This is a genomic window from Chryseobacterium sp. SSA4.19, from assembly GCF_022601875.1.
Taxonomy (GTDB): domain Bacteria; phylum Bacteroidota; class Bacteroidia; order Flavobacteriales; family Weeksellaceae; genus Chryseobacterium.
The window spans coordinates 12494-28574 of sequence record NZ_JAKVIP010000029.1; the positions used below are offsets into that span (position 1 = coordinate 12494).

The window sequence follows — 16081 nt, forward strand, 5'->3', positions numbered from 1 at the left end:
AAATGTATAAAGTTTTTGTGAACGAAAAAAAATTATTGCTGTCTAAGCAGTCTGAAAATCTCGAAAAGACGATCGGCTATGAAAATGCCACAACTTTAGAGATTGCACTGGACCTGCTTGAAAATACATCTGTAAAAGAATTAAATGTTTTCGGAGAGAATCTCGATGAAATCTGGAAAGAGTTCAAAGGACTTTTCAGAATTATTGAAGCCGCCGGCGGCGTAGTGAATAATCCTGAAGGTGAAATTCTTTTCATCAGGAGATTAGGGAAATGGGACCTTCCGAAAGGCAAGATGGAAAAAGGGGAATCCCGCGAAGAATCTGCCGTCAGGGAAATTGAAGAAGAAACAGGACTCAGCGATGTAGAACTGGTGCGTTTTATAAATACCACGTTTCACATCTACGTGGAAAGAAATGGTGATAAAGTGTTGAAATGTACCCACTGGTTTGAAATGAATTTCAGCGGTGAGGACACTTCAAAGCCACAGATCGAAGAAGGAATTACCGAAGTAGCCTGGAAAAACACCTCTCAGATCGAGAATGAAGTATTTCCAAGTACGTTCAAAAATATTAAACTGATTATTAAAGAGTTCCGGGATATCAAAACTAAATAAAGTCTATTGATTTTTCCAGAGCAATACCTCTGGAACCCTTCAACAGAACATTTTCAGACCGGATCGCATTCAATTGAATGTATTCTATCAGTTCAGCTGTGTTCTCAAAAGCCGGTGAGATGGAATTGACTTGTTTGAAATTTTCCCCTACCGTGATGATCTGAGTAAAGCCCAGCTCTGCTGCATAGTTAAGGATATTCTGATGCTCTTTTTCACTCTCTTCTCCCAATTCAAGCATATCGCCGATAATGATCGTTGTTGAGCCTTCAAAAGAGATGAAGTTGGCCAGTGAAACAGACATGGAACTCGGGTTGGCGTTATAAGTATCCAGTACTAAAGTTTTGTCTCCTTTTTTCACTATTTGCGAACGCATATTCGTCGGCGTGTAATGTTCAATAGCCTTTTTGATGTTTTCAATATCAATTCCGAAGTGAAGCCCCAGACTTGCCGCTGCACAGAGATTGGTGAAGTTATATTCCCCGGTAAGCTTTGAAATGATTTTTACATTCTGGTATTGTAATCCTACAAAATGGTCTTCCGAAAACAATTCAAATTGGTAATCAGAAGTGTCTTTTCCAAAAGTAATGGTTGGAGAATATCCTTTTGTCTTTTCAACCTGAATAAAATCATTTTCATTAACAAGAACAGTGCGGTGATGAGTAATAAGATAATCATATAATTCAGATTTTCCTTTGATGACTCCCTCAACGCCTCCAAAACCTTCCAAATGTGCTTTTCCGAAATTGGTAATATATCCGAAGTCAGGCTGTGCAATTGTGCAGAGATGTTCTATTTCCTTCTGATGATTGGCACCCATTTCAATTACTGCCATTTCATGTTCTGATCTCACGGAAAGAACGGTTAAGGGGACACCGATATGATTGTTAAGATTTCCCGAGGTATACTGAACATTGAATCTTTCAGACAATACAGCATGGATCAGTTCCTTAGTCGTTGTTTTCCCATTGCTTCCTGTCAATCCAATGATGGGAATCTGAAGCTGTTGCCTGTGGTAAACTGCAAGCTCCTGCAGAAACTCCAATGTAGAAGCAACACAGAAAATATTTTTATCCTGATTTTCAAAATCCTGATTTTCCAGAATAACAGCAAGAGCTCCGCTGTTTATCGCCTGATCAGCCAATGTAGCAGCATCGAAGTTATCTCCGGAAAAAGCAAAAAAGATATCGTTCTTTTCAATTTTTCTGCTGTCAATAGTCACTTTTCCGGACTGTAAAAACAAAGAATAAAACTGTTCTGTATTCATGGTTCAAAAATAGAAAACCTTCCAGAATTCCGGAAGGTTTTTTGAAAATTATTTTGATAATATTATTTATCTTCTTGTTCTATTCTTATCGTTAGCTCTTGCATCCTGGGCAACACGGAATCCAATCCATCCGTATGCTCTGTCCTGGGTTTTATATCTTCTTTGTCCCGGATCTAGCCAATATGCCGTATCCTGCCAAGAACCTCCTTTTACCACTCTGATATCGTTGGAAATCTCAGAAGTTCTTTCTTTCCGGTCTTTCTGCAAGATCACTTTTCCGGCTGCATCTACAATAAATCTTGATTTAGGAGCATTGTACATGTTGTATGAACTCGCAGAGTCAGATGCATTTCTGTAATCCAATGAAGACATTCTGTCACCGTCTCTGTAGTTTCTGTAATCAGCGATGGTTTCTCTTTCAAACTGACCCGGCAGATTTTTATATACCAATCTTCCGTCTGCTAAAGTATCATATTTGATGCTGCCTTCGTCAACCATCTTGTAAGTTCCGTCTCCGTTTCTTACAATAGCTTGAGGCATGTTTCCTCTGTAATAATTGAAGTCACTGAAATCTTCATCAATAATAGGTCTGTAAACATCAGCAGTCCATTCTGAAACATTTCCGTACATTCCGTAGATTCCCAAATCGTTAGAAGGGAACTGTCTTACGTCTGATGTCTGTGCTGCTCCGTCATTCTTCCATCCTGCAATACCAGAATAGTCACCGGCACCCATTTTGAAATTTTCAAGGAACATCCCTCTGCTTTTTCCTTTAGCACCTCTTAATTTTTCAATCTGAGGCTCTTTTCCTAAATATCTGTTATATTCTCTGTTTTTAGCAAGACCTAAAGCTGCATATTCCCATTCCACTTCGGTAGGAAGTCTGAATTTCTGAACCATTGCTGCGTTAGGAGCTCTGTTTGCTGCCAGCAATCTCTGGTTGGTGGTTTTCATACCCGTTTTCTGCTGCATTCTCTTCTCATTGATATAACCCTGCATTTCAGGATCATTCGATTTGAATTTATCCATATTGAACGCAGTTCCACCCTGATTGTTGGATTCATTGATATATAAATCCTTTGCAATGATACCAGCCTGCATTAAGGCTTTCTCATTAGCTCTGTCTGATAACCATTCGCAATATCTGTTAGCCTGAGTCCATGATACTCCCACTACAGGATAATAATCAAATTCAGGAGAACGGAAATACGTCTCGTTGTAATCATTCCTAGATAGTTTGTTGTCCCACAATAAGGTATCCGGCAATGCACCGTTATAGATTTCCTTAAAGCTCGGATCGCTTGGAGGGAATACATACTTCAACCATGTCAGGTATTCGCGGTATTCGTAGTTAGTAATTTCAGTTTCTCCGATGAAGAATGAACTTACCTGCATTCTGCGTGGTGAGTTATTCCAATCGTGCATAACATCATCTTTCACTAATCCCATTGTAAAAGTTCCACCTTCTACATATACCATTCCCGGCCACCCTTTCTGCTTTTGTTGCTTTCCTGCAAAAAACCAACCTTGTTTTTCGTTTGGTTTCCAACCTGTTTTGCTGACAAACTTTTTAGTTCCGCCACCGTTATTGGATCCTCCGCAACTGGTTAATGCAAGTGTAGAACTTAATGCTATTAATGAAAACAACTTTAGTTTTTTCATAGTCGATATAAATATTTTCAAAGTACAAAGAAAAAATAAATTATTCAATAAATCAAGTAAAGAGTTGATTTTTTTGAAAAACGTTAACAAATTAATTTTATTGTATCACAATTTAATTATAAAATTTTCATTTATTTTGTAATTCAGAAATTTCAATCATCAGTATGAAACAAAAAATCTTAATTTTATTCCTAATAAGCTTTGTATCAACACTATGGGCTCAAAGAATCACCATTGAATGGGATGGATCTAAAATTCGAGACTACGGCGACACAAAATTGAATCTTCCCAATTTTAAAAATCAAGGATTTTCATTCAGCCAAAATAATATTTTTATAACAATCAAACAACAAATAGGAGAAAAGCAGGTAAAAGTTTCCAACCCTGTTTGGGAAAATATTTCTTCAAAGGATTTATTTGAAATAAGCAAAGATCTTCTTCCGGATTATGAAATTAAAGATGCGGTATATTATTATCTTGAAGGAGAAAAATATGCAAGCATTAATGTTTCCTTATTTAAGAAAGTAAAGGGACAGATCCAGAGATTGTCTTCATTTGAAATTTCAGAAACCGCTTCAGCAAATAATACAGGAAATTCGTTAAAGGTCGGAACCACTACCAATCCCCTGTCTACCGGGAATTTCTACAAAATAAGAGTAGATAAATCCGGAATATTTAAAATTACCAGACAGTTTCTGCAGGATAACGGCATCAATCCTTCTTCAGTGAACCCTAAAAATTTCAGGATTTACGGAAACGGAGGAATCATGCTTCCGGAATATAACCAGGATGTAAAATACAACGCACTTCAGGAAAATGCCATTCAGGTGGTGGGAGAAGACGACGGTGTATGGAACGACAATGACTATGCGCTTTTCTATGCGCAGGGTCCGAACGGCTATAACCTTTATAATACTTCGAACGGAAACGGTTTTAAAAGGGTTGAGACAAGAACTGATAAAAGTGAGAATGTAAAAAATATTTATGAAGACTATTCTTATTATTATATCAATTTTGATAAAGGTCCGGGGAAAAGAGTTCAACCTGCAGATATAAACCTGCCATCTACTCCACTGATCACAAGATATGATAATTACCAGGTGATTAACAATGACCAGAAAAATCTGATGAAGCTCGGAAGAACCTGGGTGGAAGATGCGCCTTTCATTACAGATAAGACAGTTACCTTTACCACGGCTACGCCGATCCAGAGTGGTGATATTATTAAATACAAAGGCCAGGTGATCGCTTACAAATCCCAGAAGAACACCATAACATTAAATTTCAATAATCAGAATTCTTCTTCACGGTATATTCCGGAGCCCGACCTGAGTTCAACATATGAATTCTATCCGGTCAATTATTTCGGCACAGTTACAGGAGTATCCGGAAACCAGCTTACTTTTAATCTTAAACCTGATATTACAGTAAACCCTAACGGAACATTTTATCCGGATTATTTTGAAGTACAGTATAAAGACAACCTGACTTTTAACGGGTCCCAAATGAATTTCAGGGATTTTTCATTAGTAAGCGGAAGCAATACCACATACGGTTTCAGCCTGTCTAATGCAGCATCTGCAGAACAGATCTGGGATGTTACGGATATTACCAATGCCAGCAGAAGAGTAAATAAAGCGGCAGGAAATACAACTTTTAATTTTGCCTATACAGCTTCCGACCAAAATTTCAATAATGAATTTGTAGCTTTCAGAGCAGATGCAGCTTTCAGTCCTCAGTTTTTAGGAAGAATTAACAATCAGAACCTTTCTGCATTACAGAATGTGGATTACCTTATCATTACGGTTCCTGAAATGATGGGACAGGCACAACGACTGGCCAGTTACCACCAGACAAAAAACAATTATAATGTACAGATTGTAGATACGGATAAAATCTATAATGAATTCGGAAGCGGAAGCAAAGACCTTACAGCGATAAGGGATTTTGTCACAAAGCTGAATACGCCGCTGGGAACTCTGAAATACGTGTTTATTTTAGGAGATACTTCTTTTGATTTTAAAAACAGAATCTCCAATAATTCAAATGTAGTCACCAGCTACCAGAGTGAAAATTCTATGGATGTGGTGAGATCTTTTGTTACGGATGACTATATCGTAATGACAAAACCACAGACCAACCAATACATTGAATCTAATTTACCCGATCTTCCCGTAGGAAGGCTTCCTGCAGCCAATGTAACGGAAGCATCCAATATGATTGATAAGACACTTGCATACTATAACAGTTTAGCGGGACAGTCTACCCCTTTCGGAGAATGGAAGATGAAACTGGATTTTGTAGTGGATGACGATAATGATACCGGGACACCATTCCATACGATCATGAACAATTCTCTGGTCAATGTATTTGAGCAAAATAATCAGAATCTGAAAGAATACAATGTAAGAAAACTTTACCTTGATGCCTTTCCGGCACAAAGTACCGCAGGAGGAAAGAGATATCCACAGGTCAATCAGGCAATTTCCAATGATATTGGGAACAGCCTTTATTTATTTTACTTCGGACACGGAGGGATCAACGGATGGGCACAGGAAAGAGTTTTAACATTATCTGAAGTTCAAAATGCCAATAACTTCACCAATGTATACAGCAGATTCCCGTTTGTATCGACCATTACCTGTGAATTTACCCTTTGGGACGAACCGGGTACTTCTTCAGCAGGGGAACAGTTTATCAAGCTGAAACAGGGAGGCCCTGCAACCATGATTACTTCAAGCCGTGCCATTGATGTAGGTTACGGTATTGATTTTACCAATACATATACCCAGAATATCTTTAAACTTACCAGTGATGATTTTGAAACCTTAGGATATGCTCACCTGAATGCAAAAAAACAAAGAGGGGCTTCCTCGGAACATTTAAAAGTAAACTTCCTGGGAGATCCTGCCATGAAGCTAAGCCGACCTAAACGATTACTGATAATCGATGGGATTGAAAGCCCCGTGCCGGGACTGATCAGAGGATTGGATTTCGTAAAGGTGAAAGGCCATATTAACAATCCGAACGGAACCGTTAACACCACCTTCAACGGGAGAGTTGTTATTAATATTTTCGATAAAAGGTTTAATAAAAATACTTTGAATAATGACGGAGACCTGACTCCGGTTCTTCAATACACTGAAGAAGGAAGTGCCATTGTAAAGGCATCGGGAACTGCCGTAAATGGTGTATTTACTGTAGAATTCTATGTTCCTAAAGATATTAATTATGCGGTTGGAACAGGAAGGATTTTAGGATATGCGGATAATAAAGCGACCGACGTATTTAATAATCAGGCCGTACAGGTAGGCGATATTAATCCTAACGGGATTAATGACAATGAGCCGCCGAAAGTAAAATTATATATGAATAATACCAACTTTGCAGAAGGCGGTATTACGGATCAGAATCCGATGCTGCTGGCTTGTGTTACGGATGATACGGGAATTAATTCTACAGGATCAGGTATCGGTCATGATATCACAGTATATTTAGACGGACAGATTATCAACACTGTTGTCCTGAATGATTTTTATTCATCGGGTGAAGGAAACGGATGCCTGAGCCCGAGTCTGGCAGACTATCAGAAAGGGAATGTAACCTACCCTTTCAGGAATCTGGCAGTCGGTCAGCACCAGTTAACATTTAAAGTTTGGGATATAAACAATAATTCCACGACTGCTACGTTAAACTTTGAAGTTAAGGATGAAGCCGATCAGCATCTGGTTATCAATAGACCCCTTAACTGGCCAAATCCTTTCACTAATAAAACATATGTTCAGTTTGAGCATAATTGTGATGATATTCTTGATGTGAATGTTCAGATTTATACGCTAACAGGAAAACTGGTAAGAACTTTATCTCAGCCGGTAGTTGCAGAACCGTTCCTACAGGGCTTCAGAACGCCACGCCAGGCTATAGAATGGGACGGAAGAGATGATTTTGGGTCTACTGTTGCAAAAGGTACGTATATTTTTAAGATATTTGCAAAAAGTCAGAATCAAGAAAAATGCAAAGGAAGCGCTACAGCTGTAGAAAAAATGGTACTTTTGAAATAATTTTAAAACAATAACAATAATAATATCAACAAAAAACTGATAATATATAAAAGACAACATATGAATTTAACTACTAAACTGCTTTTAGGGATTGGGTTAGGTGCTGGTTTTTTAGGCTATTCTCAAGATTTAGGCCTTGTGAGACCGGTATTGACCGGAGCCCCTTTCTTAAGAATCGCACCGGATGCCAGAGCCGGAGGTATGGGTGACCAGGGTGTCGTTACCTCTCCTGATGCTTTTTCACAATTCTGGAATGCTGCGAAATATCCTTTTAGCAGAACAAGTTCTTCCGTGGGGTTAAACTACACTCCATACATGGGAAAACTTACCAATGATGTATTTTTACTATATGGAGCGTTCCATAAATTTTTAGGGCAGGAAGAAAGATCCACCATCTCTGCGAGTATCTATTACTTCAATATGGGTGAAGTGGACTTAACTCAGTTAGTAGGAAATGAAGTAGCTTCCATGGGTACTTCAAAGCCAAATGAATTCTCCATTGACGTTGCTTATGGTCTTAAGCTTTCAGATTCTTATTCCATGGCGGTTACCGGTAGATTTATCCGTTCGGATTTAGCCGGCGGGTTCAATACAGATACTACATTAAAGCCCGCCAATTCTTTCGCAGTAGATGTTTCAGGATATTACACATCTCCTAAATTTTCCAGCTTCGGAAATATGGACGGTAAACTGAATGCCGGTTTCGCTATTCAAAACCTTGGTCCTAAACTGGACTATACCGGAAATGAAGAATCAAGATCCTATCTTCCAACGATGGCAAGATTAGGGGTTGGATATGATATGTATCTTGATGATATGAACAAAGTAGGTTTAAGTGTTGAAGGTTCTAAAATTTTGGTTCCAGGATCTGAATTTATAGGAAATGATCCTAATACAAGACAACCTATGTATGCAATACCTAATGTGGGTCCTATCGCAGGAATAGGAAAATCATTCAAGAATCCGAATTCCATTATGTACAGCGGTGCTCTTGAATATTCTTATGACAATGCATTTGCAGTAAGAGGAGGTTATTTCCATGAAAGTGAAGAGCAGGGCGCAAGACAGTTTGCAACGGCTGGTATCGGATTGAAATACCGTTCATTCGGACTTGACATTTCTTATCTGATCAATATGTCTAAAATCAATACGGCTTTGGATAACACCTTACGTTTCGGTCTTACATGGAACATCGGTGATGAAACCTCTAACGTAGATTATTAAAACTATTGTGAGCACCAGCTTGCAATAAAAAATTATAAGGTAAATTATATTACCGTTAAAAAGTCTCATTTTTATGGGACTTTTTATTTTTGTAACTTACATCCTAGCCCCGATAGTAATGGAAATCCTTTTGTTTGCAAAACAAAAGATTGTAATGGATAGCGGGAAACAGCTTCATAAAATCAACGTCTATGACTATCATTTTTACCATATAATATATTCATAAATTATTTAAAAATAGATACGGCATTTTCATTTATCAATAATTATTTTTGTACAATGAACTATTCTGCAGAGCTTAAAAAATTCGTGACCAGCCAGTATGTATATTCTGCCATCAGGATTACGCTGGCCACCGTTCTGCCATGTCTTGTTCTCGCCCATTTCGGCATTCTTAAAGAATATTTTCTTTTCCCCCTCGGTACCAGCTTCGTGGCGCTGACCGACCAACCGGGCCCTTTCATCAGGAGAAGAAATGCCCTGACTTTTGCCATTATCTGCTTTGTCTTTGTTGCGACGATTGCCAGCCTGGTGATGCACCTGAAAATACTTGTCTTTGCTGAAATCATCGTCTTCGGGATGTTTTTTTCTTTGATAGGAGTGTACGGACAGAGGCTGGCGGCTGTAGGCTCACTGTCTCTGGTGGTTATGGCGATCTTTATTGACGGACACCTTACAGGAGCCGATATCTTCAAAAGCCTTCTGATTTTTGCTTCCGGCTGCATCTGGTTTCTGCTGATCTTTTTAATTGTCACAACCATTCAGCCTTATAAGCTGGCCAGCCAGATGATCGGTGAAAATTATCTTCAGCTGGCAGAATTTTTAAAAATAAAAGCCAATCATTACCAGAAAAACCCTGATTTTGATAAACTGACCACACAGGTTATTGCCAAGCAGATCGAAATAAAAAACCTTCAGGAAGAAACCCGGGAAACTGTATTTAAAACCCGGACGATCGTTAATGAATCAACCACGACCAGCCGATTACTGATGCTGATGTTTCTGAATTCACTGGATCTTCATGAGAAGCTGATGACCTCGGAAAGTGATTATCAGAAATTACAGCAAAGCTTCGGAGATACCATGATCCTGGTAACGGTTCATGACTACCTGAATCTGCTGGCTGAAGAAATCACCAACATCGGTATTTCTCTTCAGATAGGAACAAGAGCAAAGCCGCTTTTTGATCTCGAAAATGAACTGGGAAATCTCAACCGACATTATTTCGATCTCAGAAACAAGCATATTTCTCCTGATACCTTAGAGGACTTTATGGTTCTTCGACAGATCCTGATGCGCATCAATGAAATCACTAAAGAAATCAATGAAATTTACAAGGTCTTCTCACAAAATATAAAGTTGGCAAAAAGCCTTTCTACAGGACTGGATCTGAAGAAATTCATGCCGAATGAAGAAAAGCTGAATTTCGGAGTTTTGAGAAATAACATTTCTTTTTCCTCCTCTCATTTCCGGCATGCTTTACGGATTACCATTGCACTGCTTATCGGGTATACGTTTTCCTTATTCCAGCTTTTGGGTATTGGGCATACCTATTGGATTTTAATTACCATTGTTGCCATTTTAAAGCCCGCCTACTCCATTACTAAGAAAAGGAACCTGCTGAGGCTGTACGGAACCATTGCCGGAGCGGTGATTGCCTATGGAATTTTACATTATATCCATGTCAATGAAGCCTTGTTCACCATTCTCCTGTTAAGCATGATTATGTGTTTCAGCTTTCTGAAAGGAAAATATTTCTGGGCCGTCCTCTTTATGACCATTTATGTATTCCTGAGCTTTAATTTCCTGAGCCCCGGAAAAGTAAATATCATCTTCAGGGACAGAATTGTCGATACGGCCATAGCTGCCGTGCTCACATCAGTAGTAGCTTATATCGTACTTCCGGTCTGGGAGCACACCCAGAATCTGGACCTGATGAAAAAATCTGCGGAATCGAACTTAATATATTTTCAAAGCGTGATTTCCAAATTTCTGGAGGAACATTTCGACCTTGAGGAATATAAGGTGAAGCGGAAAAATGCCATTATATCATTAGCCAATCTTTCGGATAATTTTCAGAGAATGATTTCCGAACCTAAAAACCAGCAGAAAAAACTGGAAGTGGTACACCAGTTTGTGGCTACTTCCCACCTGATGACAGCCTATACTGCTTCTCTTTCCCAATATGTGAAAGATGATGAAAAATATCCTGAAATTGATGCCGAAGGCTGGAGCCGGAAAATTGAGGCAGAAATGCAGAAGGTTGTCAATCTTCTGAACGGTGATAAAATTACGGAAACATTAAATATGGAAAGCCGTATCGAGCCGGAAGATTCTTCTCTTGATGATCTTATTTTAAAAAGAAAGACAGAGCTGATCGAAAATGAAGGCTATGATGTAAGAGATCCTGATAAAATTTCACACGTTACCGAACTTAAAAATATCCATGACGTGCTGGAACTGATTTATGATGTGGCCAAAGAGCAGAGAAAAGTAATCGAAAAATACAAAAGCGAATCAAAGAGCCAGGAAATCATGGAACCTACTCCTCAACAATCGTAAAACAGAAATCATCGAAAAACTCCACTCTTGCTTTAAATTCATCAGAAATATGATCATCATGGACTCTGCATTTGATATGATGCAGATGTTTAAGTTCAAAAGGCTTTACCTCGTAATGCTTTTTAAGAGACCAGTGCTTGGAATGGTGAATTTTATACATACTTTCCTTTACGCTCCAGATAATTGTATAGAATGTCACTTCATTATCAAAGGGGATAAAACCTCTTTCGTTCTCATAGGTGAATTTGTCGATTACCCTTAAGATTTTAGGACTGAACTTTTCAAGATCGATCCCTATCTTATTTTTAGAAACGGCTATGGCAGCAAAAGGAAAAGAATGGGTTATGGAAATTTCCGCATCTCTGGGCGAAAGAAAGGGTTCCCGTTCTTTATATAAAATTTTTGCATGAGGCTTCAGTCCTTTCAGAAGTTTGCGCACCATCAATACTTCCAGCAGCTTTTTCGGATGATAGTCTTTTACCTTTTCGGCATTCTCGGGCTCTAAAAGCTGGTGAATATCCAGATCTTCCGTTTCATCATATTTCCATATGAGAATTGTGGCATTGTCATCCGAAAAGTCTCTGTACAGTGGCATTGATTAATTTATTGGATAAAATTAGTGAAAAAAAATTGGCTGAAAGCTGAAAGTGTGAAGATACGTATGTGGTCGTTTATTTTTATTCTCTTACTTAAAAACTTCATTAATGTATATAAAATTATGGAAATTATTGTAAATAAAAATTCACTTAAATGCCACGGATCTAAGTGAATTATGATATAACATAAATAATTGAACGATGTCAGATTTTTATTATTGCTTTACTCAAAAATTATTTCGCTTGGTGATTCTGGTCATTTCTATGCTCAAGAACCTCTAAGTCTTCATTCACAAAATAAGCACTTCCGAAACCATTTACATAAGAACCTTTCATGGGATTCAGACCGATCAGAATAAAATCTTTCATTTCTGCGATCACCTCTATGACTTTGCCATGGGCTTGTTTTAACAAAGGAATTACGTGATTCCAGATTTCGGAATCTCTTTCTATCTGTGATGCTGAAGCTTCAAAAGTTAATCTTTCACGTGCGTAAATCTGCTTTGTGGCAGATTCATCTTCGATAAGCATTACGGACGTTTTTCTTCCGTCAGCCAGATTCCGTGTATGTTTTGCCATAAAGGAAACCAGAATATAGAAGGTCTTGTCGATATATACAAATGGCGCATAGCTGGAATTTGGAGTCTCTTCAGCATCCAGGGTTGCCAGAATTATACTTTTGCTTCTTTCGATCAGTTCGTTTATTTTCGGGGTCAATGGTTTTGCAGCTTTTTTAGCTTCTTCTGTCCTATGATTCATAATAGATTTATTTTTCCCGTTAAAAATAATCTATTTAGAATAAATAAAAATAATTTTATTTTATGTAAAATATCATTAATCCGATATGGCTTAACTGTTTTTATATCTTAATTATTAATTGTAATTTTGCATTCTTACTATCATTGAATTTAAACCTATTCATTTACATATGAGTACTACAACACAATACGTTCCTTATAAAGTTAAGGACATTACCCTTGCAGAATGGGGAAGAAAAGAGATTACTCTTGCAGAAGCGGAAATGCCCGGTTTGATGGCAATCCGAGAAGAATACGGACCGTCTCAGCCGTTAAAAGGGGCAAGAATCGCAGGATGCCTTCACATGACCATCCAGACTGCCGTACTTATTGAGACTTTAGTCGCTTTGGGTGCTGAAGTTACCTGGTCTTCTTGTAATATTTTCTCTACCCAGGACCATGCTGCCGCTGCCATTGCTGCTGCCGGAATTCCTGTTTATGCATGGAAGGGTCTTAACGAAGAAGAATTCGACTGGTGTATCGAGCAGACTTTATTTTTCGGAGAAGACCGAAAGCCGTTAAATATGATTCTGGATGACGGAGGAGATTTAACGAACATGGTTTTTGATAAATACCCTGAATTTACAAAAGATATCAAAGGACTTTCTGAGGAGACTACTACCGGAGTTCACAGATTGTACGAGAGAATGAAGAACGGAACTTTGGTAATGCCTGCCATCAACGTTAACGATTCCGTAACCAAATCTAAATTTGACAACAAATACGGATGTAAGGAATCTGCAGTGGATGCGGTAAGAAGAGCGACAGACGTTATGTTAGCCGGAAAAAGAGTGGTGGTTTGCGGATACGGAGACGTAGGTAAAGGTACTGCAGCCTCTTTCAGAGGAGCCGGTTCTATCGTTACCGTAACTGAAATTGATCCGATCTGTGCTTTACAGGCTGCTATGGACGGTTACGAAGTGAAAAGATTGGATACGGTAGTTGATAATGCTGATATCGTAATCACGACCACAGGTAACTTCAACATTGTAAGAAAAGAGCATTTCTTAAAATTAAAAGACAAAGCGATCGTTTGTAACATCGGTCACTTCGACAACGAAATCGATATGGCATGGCTGAACGAAAACTATGGTCATACTAAATCTGAAGTAAAACCACAGGTTGATATTTATACCATTGAAGGTAAAGAAGTAATCATCCTTGCAGAAGGAAGACTGGTAAATTTAGGATGTGCAACAGGTCACCCAAGTTTCGTAATGTCTAACTCTTTCTCAAACCAGACGTTAGCCCAGATCGAATTGTGGACCAATTCTGAAGCGTACGGAAACGAAGTTTATATGCTTCCTAAGCATCTGGATGAAAAAGTGGCTGCCCTTCACCTTAAAAAATTAAGCGTTGAGCTGGAAACCCTTTCTCCGGAACAGGCTGACTATATTGGTGTCGATGTAAAAGGTCCGTTTAAACCTGAATACTACAGATATTAATTAGCAATTAGCAAAAATCTAAGCTCTCCGGTTTTTCCGGGGAGCTTTTTGTTTAGAGATCTTAATATTGCTTATTTTTGCAGACGAAAATCAATCAAATGAAAAAATGTTTCCTGCTGGGTGTATTGAGCTCAGCAATCTTCTTTACAGGATGTAGCAGCAATGTTGACAATGATATGCTTATCACTGATCCTTTAGCCGGACCTCCGGCGTTGTTAAGTAAAATTACAACGGTTTATTATGATAATCCTACAAGTCCTGAGACCAATGTGGCAACGTTAGAATATAACAGCCAGAAGCAGGTAATCAAAACGATATCAGAAGGAAGAACTGCCGTCTTTGAATATGATACAGCAGGGAAACCGGTTAAGACAAATTATTATAACCCTAATGGTACTCTGGACTACTATTCAACCTATACGTATAACGGTGAGCAGCTGACAACATTGAAATCCGTTTACAGCAACCCAAATTATAACAGGACGATAACATATTCCTACAGCAGCGGTAAAGTGACTGGTCACACCCTATGCCAGTCGGCGGATTGCACGAATCCAAGTACTTCTTCATACACGTACAACGGAGAAAATATTTCATCAGAAACTTCTGTAAACGGAGGTGCATTCTCTTTCGCTACCAAAAGTGAATATTCTTACGATAATAAACTGAATCCTTTTTCTTACATTAATAAATACATCAGAACGACCATGGGTGGAGCGTATGTTCTAAGTCCCAATAACTACACTACAGAGAAAATAAGCTATAAAGATAACGAAGGAAACTGGATTCCAAGTCAAAATATCACTTTTGAAATCCAGTACAACAACTTACAATTGCCAACTCAGGTAATCGGAAAAGAAGCCGACGGCAGTATATCTGTTAAATACAATTATGAATACATAACCCAATAATGATAAAACTCTCCAATTTTGGGGAGTTTTTTTGTTTTAAGGAGCTTGTTCCGGCTATCCGCTCATACTCCTCATGCCTTTGCTTATCCTTTCCATTGCGGGATAACCGCTGCTATCCGGGCTGGGAAACTGTACGGTTTTTCATCAATGAATGTGTATTGTTTTAGATTCTTTTAAAGATGCAATTTTTGAATCTAGTAACCCATTTAACCCTATTTTAAATATTCGCTCGCAGATTTAAGAGATTGCGCAGATTTTTATCTGAATTTGTATCATCACAGTCTGTGAGAGATAACTTTCATGCTAATTTATTCCGCTCCTGTACATCATTACATCAGATCCTGAAGCCTTTAATTATTGTGATGAAACTTTTCTTTTACAATATGTACAATAGCGAATTCGCAAAAAATCATACGGCACAATAAAATATCAGGATTTCAGTTGCTACAGACATTGAAATAAAAATGATATATTTAATGTCTTTAACAAAAACATTATTAATCAATGAAAAAACAAAATGTATCTAATGCATTTATCGCAGCATCTTGGGTGGCATTGGGAGCAGGAATGATCGGCTTTATAGTAGGCCTTGCCAGAGCGGAAATGCAGCTTAATGAAAAAGGATATTATTTCACTATTCTTTTATACGGTTTATTTGCAGTGGTTTCTCTCCAGAAAGCAGTCCGTGACCGATTGGAAAATATTAAAGTTACCGATATATACTATGGGATCTGCTGGTTTGCTACCCTGTCATCAATCGTTTTACTTGCGATCGGATTATGGAATGCGACGATTCTGCCCAGTGAGAAAGGTTTTTACGGATTCGCTTTTTTACTCGCACTTTTCGGAGCCATAGCCGTTCAGAAAAATACCCGGGACAATATGATGAACCAGGAATAAAAAATAAACTCTCCCGATCAGGAGAGTTTATTTTTTTATTATCGG

At 38.3% G+C, this 16081-nt stretch carries 11 protein-coding genes; 7 read left to right on the forward strand and 4 right to left on the reverse strand.

Going from position 1 to position 16081, the window contains the following annotated elements; translation table 11 throughout:
* Positions 1-2 precede the first annotated feature (2 nt).
* Positions 3-614, forward strand: coding sequence for an NUDIX hydrolase (locus MKJ01_RS16450; RefSeq protein WP_241615263.1), 612 nt, complete (start codon positions 3-5; stop codon positions 612-614).
* Here MKJ01_RS16450 and murF read toward each other — a convergent pair.
* Together murF and gldJ are read right to left on the reverse strand one after the other, a co-directional pair.
* Positions 607-1878: a UDP-N-acetylmuramoyl-tripeptide--D-alanyl-D-alanine ligase gene (gene murF / locus MKJ01_RS16455; protein ID WP_241615264.1), complete on the reverse strand. Its 1272-nt coding sequence runs from the start codon at positions 1876-1878 to the stop codon at positions 607-609. The two genes, MKJ01_RS16450 and murF, sit on opposite strands and share 8 nt — an antisense overlap.
* 66 nt (positions 1879-1944) lie before the next feature.
* On the reverse strand, positions 1945-3540 hold the full coding sequence (gene gldJ / locus MKJ01_RS16460) for a gliding motility lipoprotein GldJ (protein WP_241615266.1): 1596 nt from the start codon (positions 3538-3540) through the stop codon (positions 1945-1947).
* 164 nt (positions 3541-3704) lie between these two features.
* Here gldJ and porU point away from each other — a divergent pair, with 164 nt between their 5' ends.
* From porU to MKJ01_RS16475, 3 genes are all read left to right on the forward strand, one after another.
* Positions 3705-7601: a type IX secretion system sortase PorU gene (porU, locus tag MKJ01_RS16465; protein ID WP_241615267.1), complete on the forward strand. Its 3897-nt coding sequence runs from the start codon at positions 3705-3707 to the stop codon at positions 7599-7601.
* 60 nt (positions 7602-7661) lie between these two features.
* On the forward strand, positions 7662-8825 hold the full coding sequence (gene porV / locus MKJ01_RS16470; protein ID WP_241615268.1) for a type IX secretion system outer membrane channel protein PorV: 1164 nt from the start codon (positions 7662-7664) through the stop codon (positions 8823-8825).
* Positions 8826-9104: 279 nt separating this feature from the next.
* Positions 9105-11387 (forward strand): FUSC family membrane protein, encoded by a 2283-nt coding sequence (locus MKJ01_RS16475; RefSeq protein ID WP_241615269.1) that lies wholly within the window; start codon positions 9105-9107, stop codon positions 11385-11387.
* Here MKJ01_RS16475 and MKJ01_RS16480 read toward each other — a convergent pair.
* Positions 11368-11982 (reverse strand): 4'-phosphopantetheinyl transferase superfamily protein, encoded by a 615-nt coding sequence (locus MKJ01_RS16480; protein ID WP_241615270.1) that lies wholly within the window; start codon positions 11980-11982, stop codon positions 11368-11370. The two genes, MKJ01_RS16475 and MKJ01_RS16480, sit on opposite strands and share 20 nt — an antisense overlap.
* A gap of 235 nt (positions 11983-12217) precedes the next feature.
* Entirely contained in the window at positions 12218-12742 is a 525-nt protein-coding gene (locus MKJ01_RS16485; protein ID WP_241615271.1) for a HugZ family protein, read from the reverse strand.
* 169 nt (positions 12743-12911) lie between these two features.
* On the opposite strand from MKJ01_RS16485, the gene ahcY reads away from it, so the two are divergent.
* The 3 genes from ahcY to yiaA all read left to right on the forward strand — a co-directional run bounded on the left by ahcY (position 12912) and on the right by yiaA (position 16036).
* Positions 12912-14225, forward strand: a complete 1314-nt coding sequence (ahcY, locus tag MKJ01_RS16490) for an adenosylhomocysteinase (RefSeq protein WP_241615272.1) — start codon at positions 12912-12914, stop codon at positions 14223-14225.
* A gap of 98 nt (positions 14226-14323) precedes the next feature.
* Entirely contained in the window at positions 14324-15136 is an 813-nt protein-coding gene (locus MKJ01_RS16495; RefSeq protein ID WP_241615273.1) for a hypothetical protein, read from the forward strand.
* A gap of 504 nt (positions 15137-15640) precedes the next feature.
* Entirely contained in the window at positions 15641-16036 is a 396-nt protein-coding gene (yiaA, locus tag MKJ01_RS16500) for an inner membrane protein YiaA (protein ID WP_241615274.1), read from the forward strand.
* Positions 16037-16081 lie beyond the last annotated feature (45 nt).